Consider the following 16720-nt stretch of genomic DNA (forward strand, 5'->3'; position numbering starts at 1 on the left):
CCGCACCGCACGCCAACCGATACAGTGCTCGTGTGCCAGAACTCCCGCTGCTGCGTCGAGGCCTCGATTATCTCGGTGTCTCCCGCCCCGTCGTCGAGCGCGATCCCGACGCTACCGGGGAATACGGCACTCGACTCGCGCGCATGCACTCCGACGAAGCCGAAGTCGGACCGCTCAACGCGCTCGAGAAGTCGAGACTGCGACGCATCCAACTGTTCGGCACCACCGGTTCGATGCTCATCCTGATCGGATCGCTCGGCACCGGCATGCTGCCGGTCCTGCAGAATCCGATCGTCGGCACCCGCATCCTGTCGTTGCCGTCGCGCATGTATTCGACGGCGCTGACGGTGTCCATCGGCGGCATGATGACGCTGGTCCTCGCATGGCTGCTCCTGTCGAGGTTCACCATCGGGCGCATGTCGGTCGAGGTGGCCGAACGTCGCAGTCCGGCCCGCCGGATGTCCCGGAGCCAGATCTATCAGACGATGGTGATGTGGGCGGCTCCGCTGGTCATCGCGCCTCCCCTGCTCAGCAAGGACGTGTACTCGTATCTCGCACAGAGCGCGATCGCGTACCGCGGAATGGATCCGTACACCTACAGTCCGATGCGCGGACTCGGCGTCGACCACGTGCTCACCCTGTCGGTGCCGAACCTCTGGAAGGACACGCCCGCCCCGTACGGACCGCTGTTCCTGTGGATCGGTGAACACATCACCGCGATCACCGGGGAGAACATCACCGTCGCCGTCCTGCTGCACCGCGTGGTCGCCCTGTTCGGCGTGGCGATGATCGTGTGGTCGCTCCCCCGCCTGGCCCGCCGCTGCGGGGTGTCGAGCGTCACTGCGCTCTGGCTCGGCGCGCTCAATCCCCTGCTGGTCCTTCATTTGATCGGCGGCATCCACAACGAAGCGTTGATGCTCGGCTTGATGCTGGTCGGAATGGAGTGGTGCTTCCGCGCCATCGACGGTTCCGAACGTCTGCGCCGACTCGATCGTCTGCTCCCCTCCAGAACCGGCTGGATCCTGGCTGCGGGCGTCGCGTTGATCGCCGCGTCTGCGATGGTCAAGGTCTCGTCGATGCTCGCCCTCGGCTTCATCGGCATCGCTCTCGCACGACGTTGGGGTGCGACACTCCCGGCTCTGCGGAACGCGCCGCCCGCGCAGTGGTGGGACCGCTCGCGGACATCGTTCTTCGCTCTCACGAAGGCGGCGTCGGCCCTGTTGTCAGTGACGGTCGCGGTGATCGTCGCGATCTGTCTGGGCACCGGCCTCGGGTTCGGCTGGACGGGCACGCTCAGCACCGGCGGCATCGTCCGCTCCTGGATGTCGATGCCGACTCTGCTGTCGGTCGTGGCCGGTCGCGTCGGACTGTGGCTCGGAATGGGCGAGCAGACACAGGCCATCCTCGATATCGCTCGGCCCATCGGTCAGCTGATCGCGGCGATCCTCGTCGTCCGTTGGCTCCTCGCGTGCTTGGCGGGCCGCGTGCACCCACTCGGCGGTCTCGGCATCGCGATGGCCACGTTCGTCGTCTTCTTCCCATTCGTACAGGCCTGGTACCTGCTGTGGGCGATCATCCCGCTCGCCGCGTGGGCCACGACCCGCTGGTTCCGGGTCGGTACCGTCGTCATCTCCGCGATCATGTCCGTCGTCGTGATGCCCACGAGTTCGGACACCCCGCCGCTCGTCGTCGCACAGGGGCTATTGACCGGGCTGCTCATGGTCGCGATCACGGCAATGGCGTTCTTCATCGACAGTCCGGTACGGCTGTGGCTGTGGCGTCGTCGCCGAGCCAAACGAGGATGACGCGTCCCCGCCGTGGCGGGTCGGAACGCACGTGTGCCCCCGCGCACATCGTTGCGACCCGATGCCGGTGCGCGGCCGTTACTCGCTTACGCTGATGAGCGTGCGCGACGCCCCTGCCTCTTCGAGCGATTCGGTCGATCGTGCCGCGGGCGAGACCACGCTGAGCATTCGAGGTCTGGTCAAGCGGTACGACGACGTCGTCGCCGTCGATGGACTCGATCTCGACATGCGTCGCGGCGAAGTGTTGGCACTTCTCGGCCCCAACGGTGCAGGCAAGACGACGACCGTCGAGATCTGCGAGGGCTTCGATCGACCCGATGCAGGCGAGATCCGCGTCCTCGGGCTCGACCCGATCGCCGAGAACGACGCAATGCGCAGCCGCATCGGCGTGATGTTGCAGGGCGGCGGAGCATATCCGGGAGCGAAGGCCGCGGAGATGCTGCGGCTGTGCGCGTCGTACTGCGCCGATCCCCTCGATCCGGTGTGGCTGATGGATGTCCTCGGGATCGCTGACATCGCGGGCACGCCGTTCCGTCGCCTCTCGGGCGGCCAGCAGCAGCGACTGTCGCTGGCCTGCGCCCTCGTCGGACGACCCGAACTCGTGTTCTTGGACGAGCCGACGGCAGGCCTCGACGCGCACGCGCGCATCATGGTGTGGGAGTTGATCACCCGCCTCAAATCCGACGGGGTCTCGGTCCTGTTGACGACACACCATCTCGAGGAGGCCGAGGAGCTCGCCGACCACATCGTGATCATCGATCGGGGACGCGCCGTCGCGTCGGGCACCCCGGCCGACCTCGTGCGGCGCGATGCCGAAGGCCAGCTCCGCCTCACCGCCGAAGGCGTCGACGACGACGCCCTGGCGTCCGCGCTTCCGGCCGGCTACACGTGCGGTCGGAGCCAGACGGGCGATCACCTCGTGCACGGCGACATCACGCCGCAGATCGTGTCCGCGGTCGCCGCGTGGTGCGCCCAGAACGATGTCCTCGTCACGTCGCTGACCGTCGACACGAATTCACTCCAGGACGTCTTCCTGGAACTGACCGGACGCGAGGTGCGCGCATGAGCGAGACGTCCAGCGGCGCCCCGAACCGCTTCCCGGCGGGCACGTTTGCCCCGGCGCCCGCGCCCGCACCGCTGTTCGCCATGGTCGCGGCGCAGACGCGCATGGAGCTGACCCTCCTGCTGCGTAACGGCGAACAACTGCTGCTCACCATGTTCATCCCGATCACCCTGATGATCGGCTTGAGCCTCCTGCCGATCGACACCGGGTCCGGCGACACCACTGCCGCCCGCGCGACGACCTTCGTCCCGGCGATCCTCGCCGTCGCGATCATGTCGACCGCATTCACCGGGCAGGCCATCGCCGTCGGCTTCGACCGACGGTACGGCGCGCTGAAACGACTCGGTGCCACGCCGATCCCGCGGTGGGGCATCATCGCAGGCAAGTCGTGCGCTGTGGTCATCGTCGTCGTCTTGCAGTCGCTCATCATCGGCGCGATCGGTCTCGCCCTCGGGTGGCGGCCCGCGATCGCCGGGCTTCTTCTCGGCGCCGCGATCATCGCGCTCGGCACCGTCGCGTTCGCCGTTCTCGGGCTGCTTCTCGGCGGGACGATGAAGGCCGAGATCGTGCTGGCCCTCGGCAATCTGATCTGGTTCGTGCTGCTCGGGTTGAGCAGTCTCGTCGTCTTCGACGAGCACGTGCCCTCCGCCGTCCATTGGGCGGCTCGTTGTTCCCCGTCCGGCGCTCTCACCGAGGCGCTCATCCAGGCGCTCGACTCGTCTGTCGATCTGTTCGGCATCGGCGTGTTGGCTGCCTGGACGGTCGTCGGCGGCGCCCTCGCAGTGAGGTGGTTTCGATTCCAGTGACGTCTTCGTCCGCAACCGAGCAGTCGAGCAAGCAGTCGTTGATCGGGTCGTGGGCCGGCTTCCGGACGCCGACCCGACGGTTCCTGTACGGCTGGGCCATCGCCGACCTCGCCGCGAACGTCCTGCTCGTCGTCACCGGCGGCGCCGTCCGCGTCACCGACTCCGGGCTGGGCTGCCCAACATGGCCGCAGTGCACGTCGGGCTCGCTGACCCCGCACGCAGCCATGGGCATCCACGGTGTCATCGAGTTCGGCAATCGCATGCTCACGTGGGTGCTGGTGGTCGTGGCCGTCGCGACCTTCGTCGCGGCCATGCGGCACCGCCCGGTCGACCGGCTGGCGCGCCGACTGGCGCTGGGCATCGGCCTCGGCGTCCCGCTGCAGGCGGTCGTCGGCGGCATCACCGTGTTGACGAATCTCAACCCGTGGATCGTGTCGTTCCACTTCCTGGCGACGATGTTGATCATCTCACTCGCCACCTGGCTGGTCTTCCACACCTCGCCAGCCCGCACCTCGCCAGCCCGCACCTCGCCAACCCTCGCGGTCGGCGCCGTCGGCGAACTCTCGGGCGCGGTACCGGTCATCACGCGGATCACGGTGGTGGCGTCGTGGGCCGTCTATGCGGTCACGTGGGCGACGGTCTACCTCGGTACGGTCGTCACCGGCTCGGGTCCACACGCGGGTGACATCGACTCCAAACGCAACGGCCTCGAACCCACCCAGGCGACGCAGTTGCACGTCGACGCCGTCTGGACCCTGGTCGGTATCACGGCAGGACTCATCGTCGTCACGCTCGTCGCGAAGACGATCGCCCGGCGCGCGGCCGTCGTGTTCGGCGCGATCATTCTGTTCCAAGGACTGATCGGCTACATCCAGTACGCGACCGAACTCCCCGAGTGGATGGTTGTCCTACACATGTTCGGCAGCGCCGTCCTCATGTCGGGCGCGACGTACCTGGTGGTCAGCGCGGTCCGCGCGAATCGTGCGGTGGCCGAAGCCGCCGCCTGATCGCGCGGACCCAGCCGCCGGCACCAGAAGGGACTCGGTCAGTCGAGGATCTTGCGGTTGCGCGGCTTCGGGAAGCGCTTCTGGTGGGCGACCCAACCGGCCATCTTCCGCCAGTGGGCGGGGCGGACGTCGGCAGCCGACGTGAGTTCGCGGTCCCACTCAGCGGTCTCGAGCCCGTCGACGGCGTCGACGACCGCCGCCGCGGTGTCCATGTCGTCGACGACCCGGTCGCCGAGTGCGCCGCCGTCGTCGCCGACGAGGGTCACCCGGACTCCGGCCTGGCCGGTCGGCTGAAGCACGGCTTTCGCGGAGCCCCCGTTGGCGGCCACGAAGCCGCGGATCGACGAGACCACGTCGGACGGTGCGGTCGCGGGCGTCTTCACAGCGGATTCTTCACTCATGCGGGTGATCATACCGGCGTGCGAGAATGGGCCGATGCGCGCGATCCATGTGACAGCTCACGGCGGTCCCGATGTCCTCACCGCAGTCGAAGTCCCCGATCCCGAACCCGCTCCCGGCGAACTCCTCGTTCGCGTGCGTGCCGCGGGCGTCAACTTCATCGACACGTACCTTCGGGCGGGCCTGTACCCGTCCCGTCCCCCGTATGTTCCCGGGATCGAAGGGTGCGGCGAAGTGATCGGAACGGGTTCGCCGGACACGGGATTCACGGTCGGCGACCGCGTCGCGTGGACCGACGCCGCCGGGTCGTACGCGGAGAAGACCGTGGTCGCGGCCGACCGGGCGTTGCCGGTGCCCGACGGCGTCGGAGACGAGGTGGCCGGGGCGGCGCTGCTGCGAGGTCTCACGGCCCACTACCTTCTCGACGGCAGCGCGCATCCCGCGACCGGCGACACGATCTTGGTGCACGCCGGGGCAGGCGGTGTCGGCCTGCTCGTCACCGAATGGGCGACGTCTCGGGGCGTCACCGTGATCTCGACGGTGTCATCGGACGTCAAGGAGGAACTCTCGCGCACGGCGGGCGCGGCGCATGTCCTCCGCTACGACGACGACATCGCGGCCCGCGTCCGCGAGGTCACCAGCGGACACGGAGTCCAGGTGACATACGACGGGGTCGGCGCGTCGACGTTCGACGCTTCGATCGCGTCCACCGCGGTCCGCGGGACCGTCGTCCTGTTCGGCGCGGCGAGCGGCCCGGTCCCGCCGTTCGACCTTCAGCGTCTCAACGCGGCGGGATCGCTGTCGGTCACGCGCCCGACACTCGCCCACTTCGTCGCCGACCGTGCGGAACTCGCGTGGCGTGCCAACGAGTTCTTCAGCTCGATCACGACGGGCCGTCTGCACGTCTCGGTCGGTCAGACGTTCGGGTTGGCCGACGCCGCTGATGCGCACCGCGCGTTGGAGTCCCGCGCCACCACCGGTGCGACCGCGCTGATCCCGTGAGCCGGGCGGGTCAGGAGAAGTAGCTGGAGATCGTCGGCAGATTGATGACGGCGTCGACGGCCAGACCACAGAACAGAAGGGCCAGGTACTCGTTGGAGACGAGGAAGATTTTGAGCGGTTTGAGCTCCACGCCTGCGCGAGTCTGCACATACAGTTTCCCGACCCACCAGATGAACCAGACACCGGATGCGACGGCGACGGCGAGGTAGATCCAACTGGTCGGCGGGATCAGGAAGAACGACGTGATCACGGTGAGGACCGTGTACACGAGCATCTGGAAGGTGACCTTCTCGTCCGACGCGATCACCGGGAGCATCGGGACGCCTGCGGCCCGGTAGTCCTCGCGGTAGCGCATCGCCAGCGCCCACGTGTGGGGCGGGGTCCAGAAGAAGACGACGAGGAACAGGACGAACGGCTGCCAGCTCAAATCGTGTGTCACGGCGGCCCAGCCGACCAGCGCGGGCATGCACCCCGCGGCCCCACCCCAGATCACGTTCTGCCAGGTGCGACGTTTGAGGATCAGCGTGTACACGAACACGTAGAACGCGATGGTGATCATCACGAGGATCGACGGCAGGAAGGACCGATTGCCGTCGTCGTCGACCGTGCCGAAGTACAGGACCGCGAACGACGCTGCCGCCATCACGATCCCGAAGATCAGGACATGCCGGATCGGCACGGCCTTCCGGGCCAGCGGACGCTTCTGCGTGCGCTTCATCTTCTGATCGATGTCCGCGTCGGCCACCATGTTGAGGCTGTTGGCGCTCGCCGCGCCCAACCAGCCGCCGACCACTGTCACCAGGATCAACCAGATGTCGATGTGTCCGCGGTGAGCCTGCAGCATCACCGGGATCGTCGAGACGAGGAGGAGTTCGATGACGCGTGGCTTCGTGAGCGCGATGTAAGCGAGAACCGTCGTGCGGACTCGAGTCCAGGCGGTGGACTCAGTCACGTCGGCACCGGCGCTCTCCCGAGTCCTCAACACAAGCTCCTCACATCAGCACTAGCCGTGTATCGGACGCGTCCACGCCGACGGCTACTACAAGCGATGGTAGACCGCGGCATCATGCGCCGAGGAATCGGGCGTGGGCGGGTGCGACGATCGCCACACCCGCTCTTTACCGGCAGCCGCGCAGACAGGTCGACGGCCCCGCTAGGCTGGAAGTCACCATTTGTCCGCGGGGGCAAGAGCCATCGATGCACAGGAGACACCACGATCGTGCCCATCACCGACGAGATTCGCGCGCTGACCCGACCCGTCCACCCGTCCGACTGGACCGAGTTGGACACCAAGGCAGTCGACACCGCCCGCATTCTTGCCGCGGACGCCGTGCAGAACTGCGGCAGCGGCCACCCCGGCACCGCGATGAGCCTCGCTCCCCTCGCTTACAGCCTCTACCAGCGTGTCATGCGCCACGACCCCACCGATCCCGCGTGGGTCGGCCGTGACCGGTTCGTCCTGTCGTGCGGCCACTCGAGCCTCACCCAGTACATCCAGCTGTATCTCGGCGGCTTCGGTCTCGAACTCGACGACCTCGTCGCGCTCCGCACCTGGGGCTCGCTGACCCCAGGCCACCCGGAGTTCCGGCACACCAAGGGCGTCGAGATCACCACCGGCCCGCTCGGGCAAGGCCTCGCATCGGCTGTCGGCATGGCGATGGCTGCCCGCCGTGAGCGCGGACTCTTCGACCCGGAGACGCCCACCGGGCAGAGCCCGTTCGACCACTACATCTACGTCGTCGCCTCCGACGGTGACATCGAGGAGGGTGTCACCTCCGAAGCGTCGTCGCTCGCCGGCACTCAGCAGCTCGGCAACCTGATCGTCTTCTACGACGCCAACGAGATCTCCATCGAGGACGACACCGCGATCGCGCTCAGTGAGGACACGGCCAAACGGTACGAGGCCTACGGCTGGCATGTGCAGACCGTCGAGGGCGGCGAGAACGTGTCCGGCATCGAAGAGGCCGTCGAAGCCGCCAAGAACGTGACCGACCGCCCGTCGATCATCGTGCTCCGCACGATCATCGCGTTCCCGGCGCCGAGCAAGATGAACACCGGAGCCGCGCACGGCAGTGCGCTCGGCGCCGACGAGGTCGCCGCGACCAAGGAGGCCGTCGGATTCGATCCGTCGAAGAACTTCGACGTCGCCGACGACGTCATCGCCCACACTCGCGGACTCGCCGACTGTGCCGCCGCGATCCGCGCGGAGTGGCAGCAGGGCTTCGACGCCTGGGCGGCCGCCAACCCCGACAACAAGGCGCTGTTCGATCGCCTCCACGCAGGTGAACTGCCCGACGGCTGGATCGACGTGCTTCCGACGTGGGAGCCGGGCGACAAGGCCGTCGCCACCAGGTCCGCGTCGGGCAAGGTACTCGGCGCGCTGGCCCCGGTCATGCCCGAACTGTGGGGCGGCTCGGCAGACCTCGCCGGCTCGAACAACACGACGATGGCCGGTGAGCCGTCGTTCGGTCCGACATCGATCGCGACGGCGACGTGGCAGGCGGAGCCGTACGGCCGCACGCTGCACTTCGGCGTCCGCGAGCACGCGATGGGCTCGATCCTCTCGGGCATCGTCCTGCACGGGCCCACCCGGGCGTATGGCGGCACTTTCCTGCAGTTCGCCGACTACATGCGCCCCGCCGTCCGGCTGGCCTCACTCATGGAGATCGACCCGATTTACGTGTGGACGCACGACTCGATCGGCCTCGGTGAGGACGGCCCGACCCACCAGCCGGTGGAGCACCTGGCCGCACTCCGTGCGATCCCGAACCTGGACGTCGTGCGGCCCGCCGACGCCAACGAGACCGCGTACGCGTGGCGGCACCTGTTGACCCGCCGCAATCACCCGGTCGGCCTGGCGCTGACCCGCCAGAACGTGCCGATCCTGAACGGGACGTCGTTCGAGGGCGTCTCGCGCGGCGGCTACGTGCTCGCCGACACAGACGGTGCGCCCGACGTCGTACTGATCGGCACCGGATCCGAGGTGTCGCTGGCCGTCGAGGCCCGCGACGCGCTGGCCGGCGACGGGATCAACGCTCGCGTCGTCTCCATGCCGTCCATCGAATGGTTCGACGAGCAGGACACCGACTACCGCGAGTCGGTGCTGCCGACCGGTGTACCACGTGTCTCCGTCGAAGCAGGCATCGCGATGCCGTGGCACGCCGTCGTCGCCGGCGGCGCGATCGTCTCGCTGGAGCACTACGGTGCGTCAGCCCCGTACGCGAAGCTGTACGAAGAGTTCGGCATCACCGCCGACGCCGTCGCCACCGCAGCTCGCGGCCTCCTCGGCCGCTGAGCGTCCCTCCGAAAGGTCTGGAGCAGAACATGACTCAGAACAGCAATCTCGTCGCGCTCTCCGAAGCAGGCGTATCCGTGTGGCTCGACGACCTCTCGCGCGACCTGATCTCCTCGGGCGGTCTGCAGGAGCAGATCGACACGCGCAGCATCGTCGGTGTCACGACCAACCCGGCGATCTTCCAGAACGCGATCTCGTCGGGTGCCAGCGCGTATGCCGCGCAGATCAGCGACCTCGCCACGTCGGGAGGAGACGTCGACGCGGCGATCTCCGCGTTGACCACCGACGACGTGCGTGCCGCGTGCGACGTCCTCGCGCCGGTGTTCGAGGCGTCGGGCGGCGCAGACGGCCGCGTCTCGATCGAGGTCGACCCGCGTCTGGCGAACAAGACCGCCGAGACTGTCGAGCAGGCCGTCGAACTGTGGAACGTCGTCGACCGGAAGAACCTCTTCATCAAGATCCCGGCGACGGCGGCGGGAGTTCCGGCGATCGCCGACGTCATCGGCCAGGGCATCAGCGTCAACGTCACCCTGATCTTCTCGGTTGACCGCTACCGCGAAGTGATGGACGCCTACCTCGACGGGCTGGACCGCGCCCTGCGCAACGGCCACGACGCCGCAGCGATCGCCTCTGTCGCGTCGTTCTTCGTCTCACGCGTGGACACCGAGATCGACAAACGCCTCGAAGCCATCGGCACGCCCGAAGCGCTCGCGCTGCGCGGCAAGGCCGGTCTGGCGAACGCACGCCTCGCGTACGCCGCCTACCAGGAAGTCTTCGAGACCGAGACGCGGTTCCCGGATCTTCAGGCGCACGGCGCCGTGCCGCAGCGCGCACTGTGGGCGTCGACCGGCGTGAAGAACCCGGACTACCCGGACACGCTGTACGTGAGTGAGCTCGTCGCACCGAACACCGTCAACACGGTGCCCGGCAAGACGCTCGAGGCCTACGCCGACCACGGGTGGGTCAACACCGACTCGATCATCGGCCAGGGGCCGGCGTCCCGACAGGTGTTCGACGCCCTGACCGACGTCGGCATCGACCTCCCCGACGTGTTCGCGCTCCTGGAGCGTGAAGGCGTCGAGAAGTTCGAGCAGGCGTGGGACGAACTGCTGACCGCGACCGCGGCGCAGTTGGACGCCAACCGATAGAACTCCGCGGGAACGACGCGACAGGAAGTCAACAGCGTGCCTCACTCGGCCCAGCCGGAATGGTCCAATCCGCTTCGTGACCCGCACGACCGGCGGCTCCCGCGTATCGCGGGGCCGTCGGCGCTGGTCATCTTCGGTGTGACGGGCGACCTCGCCCGCCGCAAACTGATGCCGGCGATCTACGATCTCGCGAACCGGGGACTCCTTCCGCCGAGTTTCGCCCTGGTCGGGTTCGCGCGACGCGACTGGGAGCACGAAGACTTCGCCGACGTCGTCCGGGAGGCCGTCGAGGCCAACTGTCGGACCGGGTTCCGCGCCGAAGTCTGGGATCGCTTGGCCGAGGGCATCCGCTTCGTGCCCGGGACGTTCGAAGACGACGCCGCGTTCGAGCAACTGCAGGCCACCCTGGCCGATCTCGACGAGGCACGGGGCACCGACGGAAACCACGCCTACTACCTGTCGATCCCGCCGAACGCGTTTCCCGTCGTGTTGAGTCAACTACGGCGCACCGGCATGGCCGACCAGACCGGCGATTCCTGGCGCCGGGTGGTCATCGAGAAGCCGTTCGGGCACGACCAGGAGTCGGCGGCCGAACTCAACGAACTCGTCAACAGCGTGTTCGCCGAGGAGTCGGTGTTCCGCATCGACCATTACCTCGGCAAAGAGACGGTCCAGAACATCCTGGCGCTCCGGTTCGCGAACCAACTGTTCGACCCGTTGTGGAGTTCGCACTACATCGACCACGTGCAGATCACCATGGCCGAGGACATCGGGCTGGGCGGACGCGCCGGCTACTACGACGGGATCGGGGCGGCGCGCGACGTCATCCAGAACCACCTGCTGCAGTTGCTCGCGCTGGTCGCGATGGAAGAGCCCGTCTCGTTCTCGCCGCACCACCTGCAGACGGAGAAGGTCAAGGTCCTCGAGTCGACCCGCAACATCATGCCGATCGCGGAGAACTCCGCGCGCGGCCAATACGCGGCGGGCTGGCAGGGATCTGAATCCGTCGTCGGCCTCAAGGACGAGGAGGGGTTCGCCGCCGACTCGACGACGGAGACGTTCGCGGCGATCGCGCTGGAGGTCGACACGCGACGGTGGGCGGGGGTCCCGTTCTATCTTCGCAGCGGCAAGCGGCTCGGTCGTCGCGTCACCGAGATCGCCCTGGTCTTCAAACGCGCGCCACACCTCCCGTTCGACGACACGATGACCGCCGAACTCGGCCAGAACGCGCTCGTCATCCGGGTGCAGCCCGACGAGGGCGTCACACTGCGGTTCGGGTCGAAGGTGCCCGGATCGTCGATGGAGGTACGCGACGTCAACATGGACTTCAGCTACGGCGGTGCGTTCACCGTCTCGTCGCCCGAAGCGTACGAGCGACTCCTGCTGGACGTGCTCCTCGGCGAACCGTCGTTGTTCCCGGTCAACGAGGAGGTCGAACTCAGCTGGCAGATCCTCGATCCGGTACTCGCCGAGTGGGCGGCGGCCGGCTCCCCGGACGAGTACGAGGCCGGGACGTGGGGGCCGCACTCCGCCGAGACGATGATGAGCCGCACCGGTCGCGTCTGGAGGCGTCCGTGACGTCCGCGCAGAACAGGAGCCGTCGATGATCGTCGACCTGCCCGACACCGACACCACCGCGATCAGCAAGAAGCTCGTCCGGATGCGCAGCAGCGGCGGAGCCGTCACGCTCGGCCGCGTGCTGACCCTGATCATCGACGTGGACGCGGGCGAAGCCACCGAGGAGGCCGTCGAAGCGTCGAACCGGGCCAGCCGCGAACATCCGTGCCGCGTCATCGTCGTCTCGCGCGGCAACCGGACCGGCGACGCCCGGCTGGACGCGCAGATCCGTGTCGGCGGTGACGCCGGAGCCTCCGAAGTCGTGTTGCTGACGCTGTCCGGGCAGCTCGCCGAGCACCCCCACGCGGTGGTGACGCCGTTCCTGCTCCCCGACACCCCGGTCGTGACGTGGTGGCCGGACCGCGCGCCGAAGAACCCGGCGCAGGACCGTCTGGGGCGCCTGGCCTCGCGCCGCATCACCGATGCGCGGAAGTCGGCCGATCCCGCTGCCTTCCTCGCCGAGCGGCGAGCGGGCTACTCCCCCGGCGACACCGACCTGGCGTGGTCGGCCCTCACGCCGACACGCGCCCTGTTCGTGTCGGCGCTCGATCGGCCGCCGCACACGCCGATCACCGGAGCCGAGATCACCGGCCCGCTAGACATGCCGGGCCTCGACCTGTTCGCCGGCTGGCTGGCCGCCGCGCTGCAGACTCGGGTCGTGCGCCGTCCCGGGTCACTTGCGGCCCGCCTTTTCCGCAGCGATTCCACCCTGTCGATGTCGGTGAACGACGACGGCGTGAGTGGGACCGTCGCCAGCACCGGGCACCCGGACGGTCGGGTCGCGTACGCGCGACGCACCACAGCCGAATGCCTGGCCGAAGAACTCCGCAGCCTGGATGCGGACGAAGTCTACGAGGCGGCGCTGCTCGGTCTGCCCGCCGTGGAAGTTGAGGAGTCGATATGACGTTCCCTGCTGATCGAGCGGCGACGACGCCCGAGACTCTCGTCTTCGACTCGTCTACCGAGTTGATCGAGACCGCTCGTGCCCGTTTCGTCGACGCCGTCGTACGCGCCCAGGAGGAGCGCGGTGTCGCGTCCGTCGCGCTGACGGGCGGATCCAACGGGATCGGGCTGCTCCGCGCGCTCGCATCCGACTCCGGCGATATCGCCTGGGGTCGGGTCGAGATCTATTGGGGCGACGACCGTTTCGTCCCCACGTCACATCCCGAACGCAACTCCGGTCAGGCGTTCGAGGCACTGCTCTCGTCGGTCCCGGTCGACCCGGCGCGAATCCATGCGATGGCTCCGTCCGACGGCGAGTTCGGCGACGACATCACCGCCGCCGCGCGCGACTACGCGCGACTGGTCGGGTCCGACACGGTGTTCGACGTCCACCTGCTCGGCATGGGCGGTGAGGGCCACATCAATTCGCTGTTCCCGCACACTGCTGCGACGGCCGAGGAGTCCGCGGCCGTCGTCGCCGTCACCGATTCTCCGAAGCCGCCGCCTGCTCGTCTGACGTTGACGTTCCCGGTGATCAACCGCTCGCGGGAAGTATGGTTCCTCGTCTCCGGAGCCGAGAAGGCGGAGGCCGTGGCCGCCGCCCACAACGGCGCCTCGCGCGCGGACTGGCCGTGCGCAGGAGCCACCGGAACCGAGGCCACCGTCTGGTTCCTCGACCGAGATGCGGCGTCCGCGCTGCCGTAACCGTCGCCACGTGGCGGGATGCTCCAGCGTGAGAACCCGAATCTCGTCAGTCGTCGCGGAGACGACGAACTCGGCAGGCAGCGCCCGCGGCTACCCGCTGTTACGTAGCGCCGTCGCGAGACCGTTCATCGTCAGCTGGATCGCGCGCCGGATCTGGGGCGAGTCGTCGCCCGCACGGAAGCGTTCCAGCAGTTCGACCTGAAGCAGATTGAGCGGCTCGAGATACGGGAACCGGTTGACCACCGACCGCTTCAATGCGTCGTTGTCGGCCAGGAGATCATCGGTCCCGGTGATCGCCGCGCACATCGCGATGGTGCGCTCATGCTCGTCGACGATCATCGAGAACACCCGATCGCGCAGTTCGACGTCGGGCACGAGCTGCGCATACCGGTACGCCAGTCCCATATCGCTCTTCGCGAGCACCTGAGCCATGTTCGACATCACCGATCGGAAGAACGGCCAGCGGCGGTAGTAGTCGGAGAGGACTGCGAGCCGGTCCGGGTCGTCGCCGATCCACTCGGCGAATGCCGTCCCGGTGCCGTACCAGCCGGGCAGCATCACGCGGCACTGCGTCCACGACAGCACCCATGGGATGGCCCGGAGATCCGAGATCGCCGTGGTCTGCTTGCGTGACGTCGGACGGCTGCCGATGTTCAACGCACCGATCTCGGACAGCGGTGTGGACGCGGTGAAGTATTCGACGAATCCCGGGGTGTCGTGGACCAGTCGGGAATAGGCGATTCGTGCCGCGGCGGCGAGTTCGTCGAACACCCGATAGGCGTCCGCCGAGTCGTCGCCGAGGCCTTCGACGTCGAGGAGCGACGACTCGACGGTCGCTGCGACCAGCGATTCCAGGTTGCGGCGGGCACGCACCGGCTCGGCGTACTTCGCGGCGATGATCTCGCCCTGCTCGGTGAGACGCAACGAGCCCTGCACGGCTCCCGGCGGCTGTGCGAGGATCGCGTCATAGCTGGGGCCTCCGCCGCGCCCGACGGTGCCGCCGCGCCCGTGGAACAGCCGCAGCCGGATCCCGGCGGTGCGCGCGGCGTCGACGAGGTCGAGTTCGCCTCGGTACAACGCCCAGTTCGCGGCGAGGTATCCGCCGTCCTTGTTGGAGTCGGAGTAGCCGAGCATCACCTCGTGCATATCGCCCTGCGACCGGACGAGCTCCCGGTAGAACGGGACCCCGAGCGCGGCGGTCAGGATCGCGGCACCGGCCTGCAGATCCTCGATCGTCTCGAACAAAGGAACCACGCGCACACTGCACGACGGCGAGCCCCCACCTGCGTCGTACAGGCCCGCTTCCTTCAGCAGGATCAGCGCCTCGAGCATGTCCGACACCGACTGGCACATGCTGATGATGTAGACCGGGACGGCTTTCGGGCCGAACCGCTCGACGGCGGCGGCCGCCGCGTGGACCACGCCGAGCTCCTTGATCGCCAGATCGCTCAGTCGCGCGTCCGGGCTGGTCAACGGTCGACGAGAGGACAGTTCAGCGGACAGGACCGCGACCCGCGCGTTTTCGTCGAGCGCCGCGTAGTCGTCGACCGCCCCGGCCCACGCGAGCAACTCCCCCACGACCTCTTCGTGCGTCTCCGAGTTCTGTCGCATGTCGAGACCCGACAGATGGAAACCGAAGGCCCGGACGGCTTCGCGCAGCGCCGCGAGCCGGTCGTCGGCGATCGCGTCGTCGACGACGGCCCGCAGCGCACCGTCGACGACGTCCAGGTCGGTGAGGAATTCTCCGGCATCCGCGTACGCCTGGGACCGGGCGGCGAGGGCCCGGTCCGCCGGGCCGACCACGTCGTCGCCGAGGGTTTGGACGGCGCGCGCCGCCAGCCGTGAACGGATCGCGGTGACCGCCGAACGGAAGGGTTCGTCGTCGACCCCTTCCGGCGTCTCCGGCGCGAATCCCGTCCCGAGGACCGCCAGGTCGTCGGTGACACCGCTCACGAGCCTGACGGACATGCTGAGCTCTTGGTGCAGCGCCGACAGTTCGTCGAGGTGATGTGCCATCACGGTGGCCGCCGCCGACGACGTGGCCTCGGTGACGATGTCGCCGGTCACGAACGGATTGCCGTCGCGGTCGCCGCCGATCCAGGACCCCATCGTGATGATCGACGGATCGAGGTCTGCGTCGGGGAACGCGGCGCGCAGAGCGGCCCGGACGTCGTTGTTCAGCGACGGGATCACTTCGAAGAACGACGCGCCGTAATAGCGGAGTCCGGTGGTGATCTCGTCGCTGATCGTCAGCCGGCGCATCCGGATGAGCGCCGTCTGCCAGAGCATGAGGATGTGGCGGGAGATCTCTCGCGTGTTGGCCGACTCCTCGTCGGCGGTCATTTCGGTCCGTCCGCGCACACGCATCAGTTCGTTGATGCGGTTCTGGGCGTCGAAGACACTCTTGCGACGGGTCTCCGTCGGATGCGCGGTGATGACCGGGACGACATCGGCGTCCCCGATCAGACGGTGCACCTGTTCGTCGTCGAGGCCTGCGGCGGCGAGTCGGGCGACGGTCGCGCCGAGCGACGACGCCTGCGGGGCGTCGCCCGCGATCATGTGGATACGCCGTCGCCGTTCGCGGTGCAGGTCCTCGGCGAGATTAGCCAGCAGGGCGAAGTTGCTGAACGCCCGGATGACGGGCATCAGCTGGGACACACCGCGGCCCCGATAGCGGCCTGCGAGTTCGTCGCGGGAGACATCCTGATAGCGGATGCCGAATGCATCGCGGCGGGACGACTCGACGAGATCGAACACGTCCTCGCCCGCCTGCGACCGGATCACATCGCCGAGCAGTCCGCCCAGAAATCTGATGCCGTCACGCAGCGGTTCGGTTGCCGCGCGTCCGGCGTCCTCGACCAGGATGCGATCGACCATCGGCGTGGCGACAGCGCGGCGGACAGATTCGGAGTTCGTTCCGGATGCCATGTG

13 protein-coding genes are annotated in these 16720 nt (G+C 68.1%); 10 read left to right on the plus strand and 3 right to left on the minus strand.

Translation table 11 applies throughout. The features are described from left to right. Positions 1-32: 32 nt before the first annotated feature. The 4 genes from mptB to L5G28_RS10915 all read left to right on the plus strand — a co-directional run bounded on the left by mptB (position 33) and on the right by L5G28_RS10915 (position 4681). On the plus strand, positions 33-1805 hold the full coding sequence (gene mptB, locus L5G28_RS10900) for a polyprenol phosphomannose-dependent alpha 1,6 mannosyltransferase MptB (protein WP_237001580.1): 1773 nt from the start codon (positions 33-35) through the stop codon (positions 1803-1805). Between the two features lie 94 nt (positions 1806-1899). Next, the gene (locus L5G28_RS10905) at positions 1900-2871 is read left to right on the plus strand and encodes an ABC transporter ATP-binding protein (protein ID WP_237001581.1); all 972 of its coding nucleotides are present in this window, start codon (positions 1900-1902) and stop codon (positions 2869-2871) included. After that, complete coding sequence (locus L5G28_RS10910) at positions 2868-3674, plus strand: ABC transporter permease (protein WP_237001582.1); 807 nt, start codon at positions 2868-2870, stop codon at positions 3672-3674. The genes L5G28_RS10905 and L5G28_RS10910 overlap by 4 nt, the downstream gene beginning before the upstream one ends. Then, the gene (locus L5G28_RS10915; protein WP_237001583.1) at positions 3671-4681 is read left to right on the plus strand and encodes a COX15/CtaA family protein; all 1011 of its coding nucleotides are present in this window, start codon (positions 3671-3673) and stop codon (positions 4679-4681) included. The genes L5G28_RS10910 and L5G28_RS10915 overlap by 4 nt, the downstream gene beginning before the upstream one ends. Before the next feature lie 38 nt (positions 4682-4719). Here the strand turns inward: L5G28_RS10915 and L5G28_RS10920 are convergent, their stop codons facing one another. After that, positions 4720-5082, minus strand: coding sequence for a hypothetical protein (locus L5G28_RS10920; RefSeq protein WP_237001584.1), 363 nt, complete (start codon positions 5080-5082; stop codon positions 4720-4722). A 34-nt stretch (positions 5083-5116) separates the two neighbouring features. Between L5G28_RS10920 and L5G28_RS10925 the strand changes: the two genes are divergently transcribed. Next, positions 5117-6082, plus strand: coding sequence for a quinone oxidoreductase family protein (locus tag L5G28_RS10925; RefSeq protein ID WP_237001585.1), 966 nt, complete (start codon positions 5117-5119; stop codon positions 6080-6082). Positions 6083-6092: 10 nt separating this feature from the next. Here the strand turns inward: L5G28_RS10925 and L5G28_RS10930 are convergent, their stop codons facing one another. Continuing rightward, positions 6093-7064, minus strand: coding sequence for a heme o synthase (locus tag L5G28_RS10930; RefSeq protein WP_265742566.1), 972 nt, complete (start codon positions 7062-7064; stop codon positions 6093-6095). A gap of 237 nt (positions 7065-7301) precedes the next feature. Between L5G28_RS10930 and tkt the strand changes: the two genes are divergently transcribed. Genes tkt through pgl form a run of 5 tightly spaced genes read left to right on the plus strand, consistent with a single transcriptional unit; the run spans position 7302 to position 13789 of the window. After that, on the plus strand, positions 7302-9377 hold the full coding sequence (tkt, locus tag L5G28_RS10935; RefSeq protein WP_237001586.1) for a transketolase: 2076 nt from the start codon (positions 7302-7304) through the stop codon (positions 9375-9377). A 29-nt stretch (positions 9378-9406) separates the two neighbouring features. Continuing rightward, positions 9407-10525 (plus strand): transaldolase, encoded by a 1119-nt coding sequence (tal, locus tag L5G28_RS10940; RefSeq protein WP_237001587.1) that lies wholly within the window; start codon positions 9407-9409, stop codon positions 10523-10525. Positions 10526-10561: 36 nt separating this feature from the next. Next, positions 10562-12103, plus strand: coding sequence for a glucose-6-phosphate dehydrogenase (gene zwf, locus L5G28_RS10945; RefSeq protein ID WP_237001588.1), 1542 nt, complete (start codon positions 10562-10564; stop codon positions 12101-12103). Positions 12104-12128: 25 nt separating this feature from the next. Continuing rightward, a complete protein-coding gene (locus L5G28_RS10950) occupies positions 12129-13046 on the plus strand; it encodes a glucose-6-phosphate dehydrogenase assembly protein OpcA (RefSeq protein WP_236997213.1) in 918 nt (305 codons plus the stop codon). Further along, the gene (gene pgl / locus L5G28_RS10955; RefSeq protein WP_237001589.1) at positions 13043-13789 is read left to right on the plus strand and encodes a 6-phosphogluconolactonase; all 747 of its coding nucleotides are present in this window, start codon (positions 13043-13045) and stop codon (positions 13787-13789) included. Before L5G28_RS10950 ends, pgl begins: the two co-directional genes overlap by 4 nt. Before the next feature lie 90 nt (positions 13790-13879). On the opposite strand, the gene ppc is transcribed toward pgl, so the two are convergent. Further along, positions 13880-16717, minus strand: coding sequence for a phosphoenolpyruvate carboxylase (ppc, locus tag L5G28_RS10960; protein ID WP_237001590.1), 2838 nt, complete (start codon positions 16715-16717; stop codon positions 13880-13882). Positions 16718-16720: the final 3 nt, after the last annotated feature.

Origin of the sequence: Gordonia liuliyuniae (genome assembly GCF_021739025.1) — a bacterium.
In the GTDB taxonomy this organism is placed as follows: Bacteria; Actinomycetota; Actinomycetes; order Mycobacteriales; family Mycobacteriaceae; genus Gordonia; species Gordonia liuliyuniae.

Coding starts and splice junctions, on each gene's coding strand:
- L5G28_RS10905 (WP_237001581.1), top strand. CDS start 1,900: ATGAGCGTGCGCGACGCCCCTGCCTCTTCGAGCGATTCGGTCGATCGT.
- L5G28_RS10910 (WP_237001582.1), top strand. CDS start 2,868: ATGAGCGAGACGTCCAGCGGCGCCCCGAACCGCTTCCCGGCGGGCACG.
- L5G28_RS10920 (WP_237001584.1), bottom strand. CDS start 5,082: ATGAGTGAAGAATCCGCTGTGAAGACGCCCGCGACCGCACCGTCCGAC.
- L5G28_RS10925 (WP_237001585.1), top strand. CDS start 5,117: ATGCGCGCGATCCATGTGACAGCTCACGGCGGTCCCGATGTCCTCACC.
- tal (WP_237001587.1), top strand. CDS start 9,407: ATGACTCAGAACAGCAATCTCGTCGCGCTCTCCGAAGCAGGCGTATCC.
- L5G28_RS10950 (WP_236997213.1), top strand. CDS start 12,129: ATGATCGTCGACCTGCCCGACACCGACACCACCGCGATCAGCAAGAAG.
- pgl (WP_237001589.1), top strand. CDS start 13,043: ATGACGTTCCCTGCTGATCGAGCGGCGACGACGCCCGAGACTCTCGTC.
- ppc (WP_237001590.1), bottom strand. CDS start 16,717: ATGGCATCCGGAACGAACTCCGAATCTGTCCGCCGCGCTGTCGCCACG.